The organism is Lysobacter changpingensis, from assembly GCF_017308985.1.
Classification (GTDB): Bacteria; Pseudomonadota; Gammaproteobacteria; order Xanthomonadales; family Xanthomonadaceae; genus Lysobacter_J; species Lysobacter_J changpingensis.
In genome coordinates this window covers 998,000-1,015,546 of the sequence record NZ_JADWPE010000003.1, presented here as the reverse complement: position 1 = coordinate 1,015,546, position 17,547 = coordinate 998,000, and the positions used below count along the sequence as shown (strand labels likewise).

General features: G+C 67.9%; 14 protein-coding genes. 11 read left to right on the top strand and 3 right to left on the bottom strand.

The genetic code is table 11. From position 1 onward, the window contains the following. Nucleotides 1-51: 51 nt before the first annotated feature. From I4U41_RS11590 to I4U41_RS11570, 5 genes are all read left to right on the top strand, one after another. Entirely contained in the window at nucleotides 52-273 is a 222-nt protein-coding gene (locus I4U41_RS11590; protein WP_206861262.1) for a hypothetical protein, read from the top strand. A gap of 44 nt (nucleotides 274-317) precedes the next feature. After that, nucleotides 318-2,660: a TonB-dependent receptor gene (locus tag I4U41_RS11585; RefSeq protein ID WP_206861261.1), complete on the top strand. Its 2,343-nt coding sequence runs from the start codon at nucleotides 318-320 to the stop codon at nucleotides 2,658-2,660. A gap of 68 nt (nucleotides 2,661-2,728) precedes the next feature. Further along, the gene (locus I4U41_RS11580) at nucleotides 2,729-3,748 is read left to right on the top strand and encodes an N-acetyltransferase DgcN family protein (RefSeq protein ID WP_425492546.1); all 1,020 of its coding nucleotides are present in this window, start codon (nucleotides 2,729-2,731) and stop codon (nucleotides 3,746-3,748) included. A gap of 20 nt (nucleotides 3,749-3,768) precedes the next feature. Continuing rightward, a complete protein-coding gene (locus I4U41_RS11575) occupies nucleotides 3,769-5,373 on the top strand; it encodes a serine hydrolase (RefSeq protein WP_242525126.1) in 1,605 nt (534 codons plus the stop codon). Nucleotides 5,374-5,555: 182 nt separating this feature from the next. Continuing rightward, nucleotides 5,556-5,957: a GFA family protein gene (locus tag I4U41_RS11570; RefSeq protein ID WP_206861259.1), complete on the top strand. Its 402-nt coding sequence runs from the start codon at nucleotides 5,556-5,558 to the stop codon at nucleotides 5,955-5,957. 163 nt (nucleotides 5,958-6,120) lie between these two features. Here I4U41_RS11570 and upp read toward each other — a convergent pair whose 3' ends face one another. Together upp and I4U41_RS11560 are read right to left on the bottom strand one after the other, a co-directional pair. Further along, on the bottom strand, nucleotides 6,121-6,753 hold the full coding sequence (gene upp, locus I4U41_RS11565; RefSeq protein WP_206861258.1) for a uracil phosphoribosyltransferase: 633 nt from the start codon (nucleotides 6,751-6,753) through the stop codon (nucleotides 6,121-6,123). 94 nt (nucleotides 6,754-6,847) lie between these two features. Then, nucleotides 6,848-9,193 (bottom strand): TonB-dependent receptor plug domain-containing protein, encoded by a 2,346-nt coding sequence (locus I4U41_RS11560; RefSeq protein ID WP_206861257.1) that lies wholly within the window; start codon nucleotides 9,191-9,193, stop codon nucleotides 6,848-6,850. A 162-nt stretch (nucleotides 9,194-9,355) separates the two neighbouring features. Between I4U41_RS11560 and I4U41_RS11555 the strand changes: the two genes are divergently transcribed. After that, a complete protein-coding gene (locus tag I4U41_RS11555) occupies nucleotides 9,356-10,492 on the top strand; it encodes a phytase (protein ID WP_206861256.1) in 1,137 nt (378 codons plus the stop codon). 212 nt (nucleotides 10,493-10,704) lie between these two features. Here the strand turns inward: I4U41_RS11555 and I4U41_RS11550 are convergent, their stop codons facing one another. Then, nucleotides 10,705-12,201: an aminotransferase class III-fold pyridoxal phosphate-dependent enzyme gene (locus tag I4U41_RS11550; protein ID WP_206861255.1), complete on the bottom strand. Its 1,497-nt coding sequence runs from the start codon at nucleotides 12,199-12,201 to the stop codon at nucleotides 10,705-10,707. Nucleotides 12,202-12,327: 126 nt separating this feature from the next. Here I4U41_RS11550 and I4U41_RS11545 point away from each other — a divergent pair, with 126 nt between their 5' ends. The 5 genes from I4U41_RS11545 (at nucleotide 12,328) to secD (ending at nucleotide 17,539) form a co-directional block, all read left to right on the top strand. Continuing rightward, entirely contained in the window at nucleotides 12,328-12,759 is a 432-nt protein-coding gene (locus I4U41_RS11545) for an Lrp/AsnC ligand binding domain-containing protein (protein ID WP_206861254.1), read from the top strand. Between the two features lie 183 nt (nucleotides 12,760-12,942). Further along, nucleotides 12,943-14,052: a tRNA preQ1(34) S-adenosylmethionine ribosyltransferase-isomerase QueA gene (queA, locus tag I4U41_RS11540; RefSeq protein ID WP_206861253.1), complete on the top strand. Its 1,110-nt coding sequence runs from the start codon at nucleotides 12,943-12,945 to the stop codon at nucleotides 14,050-14,052. After that, entirely contained in the window at nucleotides 14,049-15,161 is a 1,113-nt protein-coding gene (tgt, locus tag I4U41_RS11535; RefSeq protein WP_206861252.1) for a tRNA guanosine(34) transglycosylase Tgt, read from the top strand. Before queA ends, tgt begins: the two co-directional genes overlap by 4 nt. Before the next feature lie 125 nt (nucleotides 15,162-15,286). Then, nucleotides 15,287-15,628 (top strand): preprotein translocase subunit YajC, encoded by a 342-nt coding sequence (yajC, locus tag I4U41_RS11530; protein ID WP_206861251.1) that lies wholly within the window; start codon nucleotides 15,287-15,289, stop codon nucleotides 15,626-15,628. A gap of 57 nt (nucleotides 15,629-15,685) precedes the next feature. Continuing rightward, complete coding sequence (secD, locus tag I4U41_RS11525; RefSeq protein WP_206861250.1) at nucleotides 15,686-17,539, top strand: protein translocase subunit SecD; 1,854 nt, start codon at nucleotides 15,686-15,688, stop codon at nucleotides 17,537-17,539. Nucleotides 17,540-17,547: the final 8 nt, after the last annotated feature.

Genomic DNA, 17,547 nt, shown 5'->3' with positions numbered 1-17,547 from the left:
ATGTTTCCAATCAGGATGTTTAGATCCTGATACGGAGTGAAGGAGCGCAGCATGACGACTGGCTTACCCTTCAGCGATCGACGGCAGCGGCCCCGCGTGGCGGGCCTCGCCGTGGACCTTCCGCATCCGGCGCCGCGATCCGACCGCACCACCGCCGCGCGTCCGAACGACTTCAACGATGCGACCGCGGCCTCGCACCGCGGTCGTTCCTGCATCGACATCGCACCCGCGACGGACGGCCCGGGCCGCCCGCGCCGCGACGTCCTGGGCTGACAGACCGGTCGCAACCGGCGAACTCTGGGGAGAGGGGAATGCACATGCACGACAAGCGCGACGACACCGCCATGCGGCGCCGCCCGCTGACGAAGGCGATCCACCGGTCGCTGGCGGTCACGCTGGCCTTCGCGCTGGCCGCGCCGGTCATGGCACAGGAGCAGGGCGCGTCGACGACGCCGGCGGACGACGTCGCCGCGCAATCGTCGATCACCACGCTCGACAACATGACGGTCACCGCGAACAAGCGCGAGGAGAACATCCGCGAGGTCGCCGCCGCGATCACCGTGCTCGGTGGCCAGCAGCTTGAGAACTTCAACGCCACGCAGATGTCCGACTACGCCAGCTACGTGCCCGGCCTGCAACTGCAGTCCAACGGCACGCCGGGCCAGACGCAGGTGTCGATGCGCGGCATCGCGGCGATGTCGCCCGGCTCGACCGTCGGCACCTACCTCGACGAAACGCCGGTCGGCTCCAACAGCCTCTACCAGCAGGCCACCCTGTTCTCGCTGGACCTGTTCCCGTACGACATCGAGCGCATCGAAGTGCTGCGCGGCCCGCAGGGCACGCTGTACGGTGCCGGTGCGATGGGCGGCCTGCTCAAGTACATGACGCGCAAGCCGGACACCTCCACCCGCGAGTTCCGCATCGGCGGCGGTGTGTCCGACACCGAGGGCGCGGGCGACCTGGGCACGAACTATCGCGTGGGCATGAACCTGCCGCTGGTGCAGGACGCCCTCGCGTTGCGCGTGAGCTACGCGCGCAACGACATCGCCGGTTACGTCGACAACCTCGTCGATGGCCGCAAGGACATCAACGAAGGCGAGCAGACCAGCGCACGCGCGGCGCTGCTGTGGGAAAGCGACGTCGTCAGCGCCCAGTTCGCGGTGATGCGGCAGGAGATCGACAGCGAGAACAACGGCACCATCGCGCTGGATCCGGAAACGCACGAGCCCATCGCCGGCCTGAGCAACTACATCTACGAGGACGAGCCGTTCATCAAGGAGCTCGACCATTACGCGCTCACGGTCGACTGGGACCTGGGCTTCGCCGATTTCGTCTCGGCGACGAGCTACTCCGACACGCACACCGTCATCACCAGCGACCAGACGTTGACCTACGGCCCGTTCACCGCGCTGTTCGGGCTTCCGCCGGGCCGGGCGTCGCTCACCTATGCGCTGGACCTCAACCAGATCACGCAGGAATTCCGCCTGACCTCCAAGTCCGGCCAGCCGTTCGAGTGGCTGGTGGGCACGTTCTATTCCGACGAGGACGGCGACAACGCGCAGACGGTGCCGATCACGCAGTTCGACGGATCGCCGATCCCGGGGCTGTCCACGCTCGGCGACCTGGCGATCCCGAGCACGTACGAGGAAACGGCGGTCTTCGCCAACGGTTCCTACAAGTTCAACGACTGGTTCAAGCTCGGCGCCGGCGTGCGTTTCTCGCGCAACGAGCAGGACTTCGCGCAGATCGTCAGCGACGGCATCCTGCTGCCGATCGGTACGAGCACCAACGACTCCAGCGAAGACGTCTTCACCTGGAGCGTCACGCCGCAGTTCCAGCTCAACGAGGACGTGATGCTCTATGCGAAGGCCGCCACCGGCTACCAGCCGGGCGGCCCGAACGTGCTCGCCCCCGGCCTGCCGCCGGTGGTGGATTCCTCGATGCTCACCAGCTACGAGATCGGCATGAAGTCGGCCTTCGCCGGCAACCGCGTCGTGCTGGACCTCACCGCCTACCAGATCGACTGGGAAGACATCCAGGTGGCGTCGCAGGTGAACGGCATCAGCGGCCTGGTCAACGGCGGCGAAGCGACCAGTCGCGGCATCGAGGCCTCGGCCGTGTTCCGTCCGGTGGACGGCCTCACGCTCGGCGTCAACGCAGCGTACAACGACGCGAAGATCGACGAGGATTTCCCGGCGATCATCGTCCCCGCCGGCCCCGCGCAGGTCGAGGTGAACACGGGCCTCAAGAACGACCGCATGCCGTATGTGCCCGACCTGACGTGGTCGATCACGGCCGACTGGTTCGTCCCGCTGGGCGGCAACTGGAGCGCCACCTTCGGCGGCGGCGTGCGCTGGGTCGACGACCGCACCAACGGCACGACCGAACGCCAGATCGTGCGCCTGCTCGATCCGCCGACCGTGCTGGACGAGCAGATCACCGAACCGCTGGTGATCGACAGCTACTACGCGTTCGACCTGTACGCCGCGTTCTCCAACACCAACTGGACGCTGCGCGCGTACCTGAAGAACGCCACCGACGAGCGCGCGTATTCGACGATGAACGACATCGTCGACCAGGTCACCGGCATCACGCACCACACCGCGGCCTCGCCGATCCAGCCGCGCACCTTCGGCGTGGAAGTCGACTACCGCTTCTGAACCGGCAGGACGCGGGCGGCCCGCGAGCCGCCCGCGCGTTGCGGCGCGCCTGTACCAGGATGAATCACTTGAAGTCCGACGTCGTTCTTCCGCAACCCTACCTGTTGTTCCTCGGCGACACGACCGAGCCCGGCTACGCGAAAACCGCCTTCGGCCTGCGCGACTGGGCCGGCGGGCGCTGCGTCGGCGAATACGCGATCGACGGCGCGACGGTCGTCACCGGCCTTGCGCGAATGACGCCGGAACAGGCGGCGGCGTCCGGTGCGAAGGCCATCGTGATCGGCGTGGCGAACTCCGGCGGCTTCATTCCCGCGACATGGTGGCCTGCGCTGGTGCGCGCGATGGAAGCGGGGCTCGACGTCGTCAGCGGCATGCACGCGCGGCTTCGCGACATCGACGTGCTGCGCGAAGCCGCAGCGCGCCTCGGGCGCCGGCTGATCGACGTGCGTGAACCGCCATCGGCCATTCCCATCGCCACCGGCAAACCGCGCACGGGCAAACGCCTGCTGACGCTCGGCACCGATTGCGCGCTCGGCAAGAAGTACACGGCGCTCGCGCTGACGCATGCCTTCGTCGCGCGCGGCATCGATGCGACGTTCCGCGCGACCGGCCAGACCGGCATCCTCATCGCAGGAGGCGGCATTCCGATGGACGCGGTGGTCGCGGATTTCGCGGCCGGTGCGGCGGAAATGCTCTCGCCCGATGCTGCCGAACACCATTGGGACGTGATCGAAGGGCAGGGCTCTCTGTTCCATCCGGCGTACGCGGGCGTGTCGCTCGCGTTGCTGCACGGCAGCCAGCCGGACGTCATCGTGGCTTGCCACGAAGCGGGGCGCGAACGCGTGCTGGGTCATCCCGCGTACGCATTGCCTTCCATCGAGGAGACGATCGATCTCGCCCTGCGGTTGGGCGCCCGCACGAATCCGCGTATCCGTTGCGGTGGCGTCGGGCTCAACACCTCGCGGCTCGAAGAAACCGCGGCGTTGCGGCTGCTCGCGTCCGAGTCCGACCGCCTCGGCCTGCCGGTCGCCGATCCGATGCGCGGCGGCGCGTCATTCGAACGCCTGGTCGATGCATGCCTGTCATGAGCCTCACGAGGACAATCCACATGAGTCCGATCGAATCCCTGCGACTGGCGTTGCTTGCGGCGGCGCTGCTCGCGATGCCCGCATTCGCCGCGCCTCCGGCGGACCTCGACGCGCGCGTCGACGCGGCGATGCGCGAACACGGCGTGCCCGGCATGGCCATCGCCATCGTCGAGAACGGCAAGCCCGTGCTGGCGAAAGGCTACGGCGTGCGCAGGCTGGGTTTGCCGGAACGCGTGGACGCCGACACGATCTTCCCGACCGGTTCGACCGGAAAGGCGATCACGGCGGCGGCACTCGCCGTGCTGGTCGACGACGGCAAGCTGCGCTGGGACGACAAGGTCATCGACCACATGCCGTGGTTCCGCATGCACGACCCGTGGGTGACGAACGAGATGACGGTGCGCGACCTGCTCGTGCATCGCAGCGGGCTCGGCCTGGGTGCGGGCGACCTGATGTTCGTGCCGGCGTCCTCGCGCAGTCGCGCCGACACGGTGCGTGCGCTGCGCCACATCAAGCCGGCGACGAGCTTCCGCAGCGGCTACGCCTACGACAACCTGCTGTACGCGGTGGCCGGTCAACTGATCGAGGAAGTGAGCGGGCAGACGTGGGAAGTCTTCACGCGTGAGCGCGTGCTCAAGCCGGCCGGCATGGACGACTCGGTGACGGAGCAGTCCGCGCGTTTCGCGAACCCGAACCGCGCCTGGCCGCATGCGCGCACCGGCGGCGCCGTGCGCGGCATCGGCGCGCAGGCGGTGCTCGACGAACGCAAGACGCTCGGCGACAACGGCGCACCGGCGGGCGGCCTGTCGTCCAGCGCGAACGACATGGGGCAGTGGTTGCAGGTGCAGCTCGGCAAGGGCACGTGGACGAACGACGCCGGCGCGCCGGTGAAGGTGTTCAGCGAGGCGCAGTCGAAGCAGATGTGGACGCCGGCCGTGCTCACGCCCACGCCGGCGTGGCCGGGCAAGCTGGCGTCGGCCGCGCCGAAGTTCTCGTCGTATGCATTGGGCTGGAACGTGCGCGATTACCGCGGCGAGAAGCTGCTCGACCACGGCGGCGCGGTGTTCGGCGTGCAGGCGTACGTGGCCATGATTCCGGATCGCGATTTCGGCATCGCCGTGCTGATGAATTCCGAGGACACGCAGGCGATGCGCGGCGTCGCGCTGGAGATCATCGACCATGCGATCGGCGCGCCGGAGACCGACTGGGTCGCGGCGTTCGACGAGTTCATGGATGCGCGCATCGAGGGCGGACTGAAGGCGCTGGCGGCGGCTGCGAAGTCGCGGCCGACGGGCGGCGGCAAGCCGTCGTTGCCGCTGGCGCAGTACGCGGGGCGTTACCGCGATCCGTGGTACGGACCGATCGACATCAAGGGCGGCAAGGGCGCATTGCGCATCGACTTCCTGCAGACGCCCGGCATGGCCGGCTCGCTGGAGCACGTGCAGCACGACACCTTCCGCACGGTGTGGGACGACGCGACGATCGAACCGGCGTACGTCACCTTCGCGCTGGGCGCGGACGGGAAGGTGGAGCGGATCACGATGAAGGCCGCCTCGCCCATCGCGGATTTCAGTTACGACTATCAGGACCTGTTGTTCACGCCGGACGCCGGGGCGTCGAAGTAGGGAGCGTGAGGGGATCCCGCGTGCGCTGGCTTGCCGGGCTACAACCGCCAGCCGCTTTTGTAGCCCGGGTAAGGCCGCAGGCCGCACCCGGGGACCGCGCCAGGAGATGCTGCCAACCCTGCTGCCAACCGCTGTCAGCAGCCCGTGCCATGATCGCGGCTCCAGAGGAAAGGAGCCGTGCCATGTCGATGATCGCGTCCTGCCATTGCGGCGCCACGAAGATCCAGGCCCCCGAAGCGCCGACTTCCGCCAAGGAATGCAACTGCAGCTTCTGCGCACGCACCGGCGCGGTCTGGGCGTACTACGCGCCGGACCAGTTGGCGTTCCTGTCGACGGAGGATGAACGCACGTATTCGGCGCGCGGGATGAACCAGCACCATTTCTGCGGTCGCTGCGGCATGCAGACCTGGGGCGACTCGCCGGACTGGGCCTCGGCCTACAACGCCGATGGCAGCGCGAAGGAAGGCTTCACCCCCGGCACCGTCCCGACGCAGCGGATCTATGGCATCAACCTGCGGCTGGTGGACGACCTGGACTGGTCGAAGATCACCGTCGAGAAGATGGACGGGCGGAACAACTGGTAAGCGAGGTCCGCATCTCCGACCGTCATTCGCGAAGGCGGGAATCCATGCGTGTTGCATGACGGTGGCGGGCGCGGCCCAGCCCTGCAGCCCGGCTTTCGCCGGGATGGCGCAGTGGGGATGGCCATCGGCGAGGGCGCATCCGAAGCAGCTCGGCCCCGCCTCCTCAGCCGTGCCGCGTCCCGAAGATCTTGTCGCCCGCGTCGCCGAGTCCCGGCAGGATGTAGCCCACATCGTTGAGCCGCTCGTCGACGGACGCCGTGTAGACCTCCACGTCCGGATGCTTCGCTTCCAGCACGCGAAGGCCTTCCGGCGCGGCGACCAGGAACAGGCCCTTGATGCGCTTGCAGCCGGCGGCCTTGAGCATGTCCACCGTCGCCACCAGCGTGCCGCCGGTGGCGAGCATCGGATCGAGGATGATCGCGGTGCGCTCGTCCATGCGGCCGGTCAGCTTCTCGTAGTAGCCCACCGGCTGCAGCGTCTTCTCGTCGCGCTGCAGGCCGACCACGCCGACCTTTGCCGCGGGGATCAGTTCGAGCACGCCCGGCAGCATCCCCAGGCCCGCCCGCAGGATCGGCACCAGCGTGACCTTCGCGCCCTTGATGCGGCGCGTCCTCACCGGGCCGGCCCAGCCCTCGACGATGGCTTCCTCGGTTTCCAGGTCCGCCGTCGCCTCGTAGGTCAGCAGCGTGGCGACTTCCGACGCCAGCTCGCGGAACGCCTTCGTGCTGATGTCGCCGACGCGCATCAGGCCGAGCTTGTGCTGGACGAGGGGATGGCGGACTTCGACGATCTTCATGGGCGATACCCCCGGCGCAGGAGGCCGCCAGTGTGCCTCACGCGCCGTGATCGCCGCAGCCCCTCCCGTGCGGAAGGGGCCGCGCCGCCCCAGGTCAGAACGAATACCGCATGATCAGCTGGTACACCGGCCCGGACGATTCGCTTTCCAGCTCGAACTCGTCGTAATCGCGATCGAGCTGGTCGGCGGCGTTGTCGAACTTGTGGAAGGCTTCGTCCTTGTTCGCATCGAGCAGGTTCGAGCCGGTCAGGCGCAGCGAGAGGTTGTCGCCGAAGCGCTTCTCGACGAACACTTCCAGGTCGCCGTCGTACGTCGTCGTCACTTCCTCGGCGAGCAGGCGCGCATACGCGTCGCCCTGGCGGCGATAGCTCGCACCGAACGACATGCCCCAGTCGCGCACGTCATGGATGAAGCCGACGTTGTAGACGTACTTCGCCTGGTTGTTGAAGCGGCGCTCGCCGAAATCGTCCTCGACGTCGCTGTCCAGCCACGAGTAATTCACGAACAGGCCCGTGTCCGGCAGGCCCAGCGCGGTGAGCGGCGTGGACAGGTCGAACTCGATGCCGTACACGCTGCCGTCGCCGACGTTGCGCGCGGTGTAGACGAAGCTGTCCGGATCGAACTCCGGATAGCCCGGCGTGGTCGGCGTCGCATCGGGATTTGCGTCGAGGAACTCCTCCACCTCGTCCTCGTAATCGCCCAGCGCGGTCGAACTCGGCTCGCCGGTGTTGACGATCTCGATCAGGTCCTTCACGGCGCGATAGAACACGTTCACGCCGAACACGCCGCGCGTGCCGAGGCGGCGCTCGTAGCCGAAATCCACGCCCCAGGCGCGCTCGGGATCGAGCGTGGGATTGCCGGTGAAGTCGTTGTCGCCGAACTCCTCCTCCAGCGTGAGCGGCAGGATCTGGTCGAAGTTCGGGCGACGCACCGTGCGGCCCACCGAGAACAGCAGGCGGTCGGCGCTGGTGAAATCCCACTTCAGGTGCGCCGACGGCAGCAGCGTGTTGTAGTCGTTGCTGGCCGCGTCGTCGTCGAAGGCGATGTCGACGTCGGTCGTCTCGTAACGCAGGCCCGCTTCCCATGCCAGCGCGCCGACCGTGCCGGTGAACATCAGGTACGGATCTACGCGGGTTTCGTCGATGCGGCTGTCGTTGCGGTCGAACTCGTCGTACGGCGGCAGCGCGGCGCCTTCCTCGTCGGTGTCGACCTCGCTGACCTGCAGCGTGGTCTCGCGGCGCTTGTCCATGAAATCCACGCCGAATTCCATCGTCGCACCGCCCACGCCGCGCTTGTGCGCGAGCTTGAACGTGCCTTCGCTGTCGCGCGTCCCGGTCAGCGTGCGCGTGCCTTCGCGTTCGTCGAACGAGGGCGGCGTGTCCTCGTCGTCGAAACCGCTTTCCTCCTCGGTCGAGCGCGTGTCGTCATCGAAGCGCGCGTAATCGATATCGAATTCCGTACGGCCGCCGGCCATGTCGAACGCGTATTCCACGCCGAGCGACCAGTTGTCCTGCCTGATTGTCTCGACCTGGTCGTTGATCGACAGCAGGTTGTCCCGGCTGGTGCTGCCCGGATCGTTGTACTCGACCGAATGCTCGGTTTCGGTGCGGTCGGTGCGCACGTAGAAGCCATCCACCGAAAGCCGGCCGGTGCCGATGTCGCGCGTGTACGACAGGTTTGCGGAGTAATCGTCGCCGTCGCGCGTGTCGTCCTGGTCCTCGCGATCGACGAACCCGCCGCCGGGTTCCTCGAAACGGTCGCTGCGCTTGCGCTTGGGGTTGTAGCGCCCCTGCACGTTGAAGCCGCCGAGCAGGCGCCCGCCGCCGACTTCGCCGCTGGCGACCGCGCCGTAGGTCGGCTTGACCTCGCCGTCGTCGAAGCGCAGCGCGCCCACGCGCACGTACTTGCCGTCGAACTCGTAGGCGTCGCGCAGCACGATGTTCAGCGCGCCGGCGACGGCGTCGCCGGAACGGTTCGCGCTGGTGCTGCGCACGATCTCGATGCGTTCGACCAGTTCGGCCGGGATGCGGTCGACGAAGAACGAGCGGTCGTTGCCCGCGCCGGGCACCTTCTTGCCGTTGATGAGGATCTGCGTGTAGCCCGGATCCAGGCCGCGCAGCTGCGCGCCGTCGTATTCGAGCACGTCGGACACGAACACCACGCTCGGCACGCGCTTGAGCATGTCGCCGACGGTGAGCGGTTCGAAGCGCTGGAAGTATTCCAGATCGTACGACAGCACCGGCGCGACCGAATCGGTGCGATTGCGGTAGGCGATGTCCGCCTGCACCACCACCGAGTCGAGCTGCTTCGGATCGGGCGAGGCATCGGCCGGCGCCTCGTTGGCCAGCGCGGTACCGAAGGAAGCGGCCAGGCCCACCGGTGCGACGAGCGCGCACCACAGCGCCCGCGACATCGTCGCGGCGAGCACGTTACGTTTCATCGAAGTTGCATCCCCATGCATGGCAAGCGAGTGCTTGAACGGCGCTTTGTACGCATGCGGCATGGCGGAAATATGACGACGCATGCCTGGCGCCGTGACACGCGACGGTCACAATCGGTGCGTACAAACTCGCGCTTTGTCGAACCGACTCCAGGGGAATCCATGTCGCTGCGATTGGCCACGCTCGCTTTCGCGTCCTGCCTTGCCGCCTGCTCGGCCACCGGGAACGCACCGGTCGCACCTGCAACGCAGCACGATCGCGAGCCCGACGAAACGATGGAAGTCGATCCGCTGCTCGCGCAGGCGAACATCGCGCATCAGGTGGTGGCCGAGGCGTTCCTCACCGCCGCGACGCCGGAGGACAACGTCGATTCGCCCGCCAGCTGGCGCACGTCCGATGGCAAGCGCTGGCTGATCGCGACCGGCAAGGCGAGCGACCGGCTGATCGTGTACGACGGCGACACCGGCGCGACGCTGCGCACCGTCGGTGGCCCCGGCACCGCGCTCGGCCAGCTGCAGCGTCCCAACGGCATCGCCGTGATCGGCGATCACGTGCTGGTGGTCGAACGCGACAACCATCGCGTGCAGATGTTCCAGTTGCCGGATTTCAAGCCGCTGCTCGTGTTCGGCGCGGAAGATCTGAAGCAGCCTTACGGCCTGTGGGTGCGTGCGCAGCGCGACAGTTATGAAGTGATCGTCAGCGACAACTACATGTCGCCGCAGAACGAGGACGTGCCGCCGCCGCTGGCCGAACTCGACAAGCGCTTCAAGCGTTACCAGCTGCGCCGGGCGGCGGAGGGCTGGGAAGCGCGCTTGATGGAAACCTTCGGCGACACCGGTGAGACGGGCGCGATCCGCATCGCCGAGTCGGTGTTCGGCGATGTCGATCACGACCGGCTGCTGCTCGCCGAGGAAGACGTCGCCACCGGTACGCGCCTGCGGGAGTACGGCCTGGACGGCAGGTATCGCGGTCGCGACATCGGCGCCGACCTGTTCAAGGCGCAGGCCGAAGGCATGGCGCTGTACCGCTGCGAGGGCGGCGCGGGTTACTGGATCGCGACGGATCAGTACAAGGACCGCAGCCTGTTCCACGTGTTCGATCGCGCGACGCTGAGGCACCTGGGCGCGTTCGCCGGCAACAAGACGGCGAACACCGACGGCGTGTGGCTCGACCAGACGGCCGGCAAACGCTTCCCGCAGGGCGTGTTCTACGCGGTGGACGACGATCAGGCGGTGGCGGCGTTCGACTGGCGCGACGTGGCGCGTGCGTTGTCGTTGCCGGCGTGCGAGGGAAAGTAACGCGTTAGTGCCTTTGTAGCCCGGGTAAGCGAAGCGCACCCGGGATCACGCGTGATCGGCCGTCAACCCCGGGTGCGGCCTCCGGCCTTACCCGGGCTATCAAGGCCATGCGCCGATCGGCGCGACAAGAAAATCAGGGGAGTGGCGTTACAGAAGGCGAAGACGGCGGGTGTGGGGGCACCCGTCGTCTTCGCGGCGGCGTCGGGGGAGGATCAGGCCGCCGCTGCCTGCTGCGCGCGCGGACCTTCGCGCAGCGCACGCGCGATCATCGCGACGAGCAGGTCGATTTCCTCGCTCGCGATGGTGAAGGTCGGGGTGAAGCGCAGCGAGTTCACGCCGCCGTGGATCACGCCGATGCCGTGCTCGCGCAGCCATTCCTCGGTGGAATTGGCGCCATAGCACTTGAACTGCGGCGAGAGTTCGCACGAGAACAGCAGCCCCGTGCCCTGCACCTTGGTGATCAGACCGCCGAGTTCGCCCTTGAGCTTCTCCAGCTTCTGGATCGCCTCGGCGCCGCGCGCGCGGATGTTCTCGCGAAGCTGCGGCGTCACCTGCGACAGCACCGCGCACGCGACGTCGAGCGCGCGCGGGTTGGTCGTCATCGTGTTGCCGTACAGGCCCTTCTTGTAGAGCTGCGCGGCCTGCGCGCCGACGGCGAGCACCGACAGCGGGTACTGGCCGGCGTTGAGCGCCTTCGAATAGGTTTCCATGTCCGGCGGATCGAGCTGCTCGAAGCCGGGGTAGTCGATGATCGACAGCACGCCGTGGGCGCGCAGGCCGGCCTGGATCGAGTCCACCAGCAGCAGCGCGCCATGCGAACGCGTCAGTTCGCGCGCGGCGGCGTAGAACGCCGGCGGCACGCTGCGGCCCGGATCGCCTTCGCCCATCACCGGCTCCAGGAACATCGCCTCGATGAACCAGCCGTTCGCGTCGGCATCGGCGAACACCTGCTTCAGCGCGTCGACGTCGTAGGGCTCGACGGTGAGCAGCGAATCCTCGCCGCGGAAGCTCGCCAGGTGCTGCAGGTAGGTCTTGCGCGAGGAATCCGAATACAGCGCCGGGCGTTCGGTGCGGCCGTGGAAGCTGCCCTTCACCACCACGCGCTTGATCGTGCGGCCGGCGTGGCGACCGCCGGTGTCGGTCATCAGCTTGGTGTTCGCATCGGCGATGCGCGCGGCGAGCGAGACCGATTCGGAACCCGAATTCAGGCAGAAGAACTTCTCGTACGGGCAGCCGCCGCGCTCGGCGCCGATCGCCGCGCGCAGGGCGCGGTCGAAGCGCAGCTGCGAGAGCGACGGGGTCATGATGTTGGCCATCGCCTGCGGGCGGGCCATCGCGGCGATCACGTGCTTGGGCGCGTGGCCGAAGCCGAGCATGCCGTAGCCGCCGGAATCGTGCAGCACGGCGCCCTTCAGCGTGACCACCCACGGGCCGCGCGCGGCGAGGGCGACGTACGGGTTCACCGCGTCGTCCGGATAGAAGTTCACGTAGCCGCCCTGCACGGCGTGCACCTGCGCGTCCTCGTCGAGGTCGAGCAGGTCGGCGAATTCGTCCTTCACGCGCTGGTATTCCTGCTCGGCGGCCTCGATGGCCTCGATCAGTTCGGCATGCGTGTGGGCGAAGCGCGCGATGGTCGCGTCGTCCAGTCCATGGGTACGGCGGCGGCCTCCGTGGGCACGCAGGGGGGCGAGACGGTCGATGACGGCCATGGGGTCCTCCGGGGTCGAATCTGGCGACAACCCGTCCATTATCTGGATTAATTCGTCGATCGACAGTGCGGATTTGTACGAAATTATGGATAATTTCGTCGTTTCGACGAAATCCGAGGGCGGAATGTGAAGATCACCGACGCCGACCAGCAGCTGCTCTCGGTCCTGCGCGAGAACGCCCGGGCCTCGACCGCCGACATCGCGCGACGCCTGAAGCTGTCGCGCACCACCGTGCACAGCCGGATCGAGCGCCTGGAGCGCGAGGGCGTCATCCAGGGCTACACGGTGCGCGTGCACGACGCCGCCGAACGCGGGCACATCCGCGCGCACATCATGATCACCGTGCTGCCGAAGCGGGCGCCGTCGGTCGCCGCCGCGCTGCACGCGATGCCGGAAGTGCGGGCGCTGCATTCGGTGAGCGGCCCGTTCGACCTGGTGGCGCTGGGCGTGGCGCCGTCCGTGGAGGCGATGGACGAGCTGACCGACCGCATCGGCGCCATCGACGGGGTGGAGCGGACGACGTCGGCGATTGTTCTTTCGGCGAAGTTCGAGCGGTGAGAGCCGGTTGAGCGCTCGTGCAGGAATGGCGTGGCGGTCGTGAGCCGGGCAGGGCGTGCGGCGTTGGCCCCTCTCCCACCGGGAGTGGGGTGAGGGTCGGGATGCGCGGCGACGCCGGCGCCCGCGGTATCCGCTCCTGCAGCCCGGACAGGCGAAGCGTGGCGGCTGAGGGTTCCTTCTACAATGTCGAATCCCGCCCGCACTCCGACCGGCCTGTCTCGCCGGCCTCACGCCTTGAAGAAATCCGATTTCCACTACCACCTGCCGCCCGAGCTGATCGCCCAGGCGCCGCTGCCGGAGCGTTCGGCCAGCCGGCTGCTGGTGGTTCCGCCGGCGCATGGCGACGCCTTCGATCGCGGCTTCCAGGATCGCGTCTTCCGCGAACTTCCCGAGCTGCTGCAACCCGGCGACCTGCTGGTGTTCAACGACACCCGCGTGATCCCGGCGCGCCTGTACGGACAGAAAAGCACCGGCGGGCGGGTGGAGATCCTGATCGAACGCCTGCTCGGCGGCCATGAGGTGCGCGCGCAGCTGGGCGTGAGCAAGTCGCCGAAGGAAGGCGCGCGCATCGCGCTCGACGCCGGCGGCGAGGCCGAAGTGCTCGGCCGCGAGGGCGAGTTCTACCGCCTGCACTTCCACGTCGCCGAATCGCTGGAGAAATACCTGCTGCACGCCGGCCGCCTGCCACTGCCGCCGTACATCCAGCGCGAAGCGGGCCACGACGACGACACGCGCTACCAGACCGTGTTCGCGCGCGAGGTCGGCGCCGTCGCCGCGCCCACCGCCGGGCTGCATTTCGACCAGGCGCTGCTGGATGCGTTGAAGGCGCGCGGCGTCGACTTCGGGCACGTGACGCTGCACGTCGGCGCCGGCACGTTCCAGCCGGTGCGCGTGGACGAACTGGACCAGCACGTCATGCACAGCGAATGGCTGAACGTGGGCGCCGCGCTGATCGAACAGATCCGCCGCACGCGCGCGGCCGGCGGGCGCGTGATCGCGGTCGGCACCACGGTCGTGCGCGCGCTGGAAAGCGCGATGCACGAAGGCGAACTCCATCCCTACGCCGGCGAAACCCGGCTGTTCATCCTGCCCGGTTACCGCATCCGTTCGGTGGACGCGCTGATCACCAACTTCCACCTGCCCGAGAGCACATTGCTGATGCTTGTTTCCGCCTTCGCCGGCAAGGCGCGCGTGTTCGCCGCCTACGACCACGCCATCGCGGAGCGCTACCGCTTCTTCTCCTACGGCGACGCGATGCTGCTGTTCCCGGCGAATCCAGGAGCGCACGCATGAGCCGCCTGTCCTTCGAACTGCTGCGCACCGACGGCGCCGCGCGCCGCGGCCGGCTGACCTTCCCGCGCGGCACGGTGGAAACGCCGACCTTCATGCCGGTGGGCACCTACGGCTCGGTGAAGGGCGTGTTGCCCGAGCAGGTCCGCGAACTCGGCGCGGAAATGATCCTGGGCAACACCTTCCACCTCTACCTGCGCCCGGGGCTGGACGTCATCGGCGACCACGGCGGCCTGCATGGTTTCACCCGGTGGAACGGGCCGATCCTCACCGATTCAGGCGGCTTCCAGGTGTTCTCGCTCGCGCACAAACGCAAGATCACCGAGCAGGGCGTGACCTTCGCCGCGCCCACCGACGGCAGCAAGGTGTTCCTCGGCCCCGAGGAAAGCATGCGCATCCAGAAGGTGCTGGATTCGGACGTCGTCATGATCTTCGACGAATGCACGCCGTACCCGGCCACCGAGGAGGTCGCGCGGCGCTCGATGGAACTGAGCCTGCGCTGGGCCGAACGCAGCCGGCGCGCGCACGAGGGCAACGACGCGGCGCTGTTCGGCATCGTCCAGGGGGGCGTGTATCCCGAACTGCGCACGCGTTCGGCCGGCGCGCTGATGGACATCGGCTTCGACGGCTACGCCATCGGCGGCCTGGCCGTGGGCGAACCGGAGGCCGAGCGTAACCACATGCTCGAACACACCTGCCCGCAGCTGCCCGCCGACCGCCCGCGCTACCTGATGGGCGTGGGCCGGCCGGAGGACCTGGTGGAAGGCGTCGCGCGCGGCATCGACATGTTCGATTGCGTGATGCCGACCCGCAACGCGCGCAACGGGCATTACTTCACCTCATTCGGCACAGTGCGCGTGCGCAACGCCAAATACGAGCGCGACCTGCGCCCGATCGAGGAAGGCTGCGACTGCTACACCTGCCGCAACGGCTTCAGCCGCAGCTACCTGCGCCACCTGGACCGCTGCAACGAAATGCTCGGGCCGATCATGGGCACCTTGCACAACCTGCGGTATTACCAGCGCCTGATGGCGCAGATGCGCGAGGCGATCGGGCAGGGAACCTTCGCCGCCTTCCGCGAGTCCTTCTACGCCGCGCGGGCGCCGGAATAGGCGATCCGCCCGGGCCCGGGCGGAGCGGCGCAGGGCAGGGGACGGGGCGGATCTGCCGGCCGGACCGGGCCCGGCTGCCGCCCCGTGGCATAATCCCCCGCTATTTTTCGATCAGGACGACCGTCATGAATCTGCTCGACCTCGTGATTTCCCCCGCCTACGCGCAGGCCGCCCCGCAACCCGGCGCCGGTGGCTTCGGCATGTCGCTGCTGTTCCCGATCCTGCTGATCGCGGTCATGTACTTCCTCATGATCCGCCCGCAGATGAAGCGCCAGAAGGAACACCGCGCGATGCTGGAGAAGCTCTCCAAGGGAGATGAAGTGATCACCAACGGCGGCATCGCCGGCGTGGTCAGCGACATCGGCGAGAACTTCATCACCGTGGAGATCGCCGACAACGTGCGCATCCGCGTGCAGAAGGGCGCCATCGCCAACGTGCTGCCCAAGGGCACCCTGAAGTCGGCCTGAGGCCGCTTTCCCGATCCCACCTGAGCGTGCGCCGGCCGGCGCGCGCGGAATGCCGCGATGCTTGAATTTCCTAAGTGGAAATATTTCCTGATCCTGCTCGTCCTGGGCCTGAGCGTGCTGTATGCACTGCCCAACGCCTACCAGAAGGATCCTTCCGTACAGATCACGGCCAACCGTAGCGGCCAGCTCGACGATGCCCTGCGCAGCCGCGTCAAGGCCGAGCTGGCCAAGGCCGGCGTCACGCCGCGCTCGGTGGAGATCGAGGGCGACAACCTGATGGTGCGCCTGACCTCGCTGGCCGAGCAGAGCAAGGCGAACAACGCCCTGCGCACCACGCTGGGCGAGAACTACACCGTCGCGCTGAACCTGGCCTCGACCGTGCCGGACTGGCTCGCCAACCTCGGCGGCAAGCCGATGGTGCTGGGCCTGGACCTGCAGGGCGGCGTGCACTTCGTCATGCAGGTCGACCAGCGCGCCGCGCTGGACAAGCGCATGGACGCCTACGCCGAGGACATGCGCGTCAGCCTGCGCGACGCGCGCATCGCCTACCAGTCGGTGGAGCGTCGCCCGAACAACACCATCGTCGCCACGCTGGCCGCCGAGGCCGGTGCGGACGCCGCCGGGCGCGCGCGCGACGAACTCGCCCGCCTGATGCCGACGCTCAGCTACGACGTCAGCGGCAACACGGTGGTGGTGACGATCCCGGAAGCCGAACTGCGCCTGATCGCCTCCAGCGCGATCGAGCAGAACATCACCACGCTGCGCAACCGCGTGAACGAGCTGGGCGTGGCCGAGCCGATCATCCAGCGCCAGGGCGAGGACCGCATCGTCGTGCAGCTGCCCGGCGTGCAGGACACCGCCGAGGCCAAGCGCCTGATCGGCGCCACCGCGACGCTGGAATTCCGCGCGGTCGTCGATGGCGACGCGATGGACGCCAAGACCACCGGCCGCGTGCCGCCGGGCGCCAAGCTGTTCACCATCCGCGACACCGGCGCCCCGGTGCTGCTGAGCAAGCGCGTGCTGGCCTCCGGCGACCAGATGGTCAACGCCAAGGTCGGCGTCGACCAGAACGGCCTGCCGGCGGTGGACATCACGCTGAACAGCATCGCGGGCCAGCGCATGTTCGACTTCACCAGCGAGAACGTCGGCAAGCTGATGTCGGTGGTCTACATCGAGCGCATCCCCACCGTGACCATGGTCGACGGCAAGGAAGTGCGCGGCGTGCGCGTGCGCGAGGAAGCGCTGTCGCCCACGCGCATCGCCGGCGTGTTCGGCAAGAACTTCCAGACCACGGGCCTGGAGAAGACCGAAGCCGACAACCTCGCCAAGCTGCTGCGCGCCGGCTCGCTGGCCGCGCCGATGGACTTCGTCGAGGAGCGCATCATCGGCCCGAGCCTGGGCGCGGAGAACGTCGAGCGCGGCATCACCGCGGTCGTCTACGCGTTCGTGTTCACCCTGGCCTTCTTCACCATCTACTACCGCATGTTCGGCGTGATCACCTCGGTCGCGCTGCTGATGAACCTGCTGATCGTGGTGGCGGTGATGTCGATGTTCGGCGCGACGATGACGCTGCCGGGCTTCGCCGGCCTGGCGTTGTCGGTCGGCCTGTCGGTCGACGCCAACGTGCTGATCAACGAGCGAATCCGCGAAGAGCTGCGCCACGGCGTACCGCCGAAGGCGGCGATCGCGGCCGGTTACGAGAAGGCGGGCGGCACGATCATGGACGCCAACCTCACCGGCCTGATCGTGGGCGTGGCGCTGTACGTGTTCGGCACCGGCCCGCTGAAGGGCTTCGCGCTGACGATGATCATCGGCATCTTCGCCTCGATGTTCACCGCGATCACCGTGTCGCGCGCGCTGGCGCAGCTGATCTACGGCAACCGCAAGAAGCTCAAGTCCGTGGCCATCTGACCGGGTGA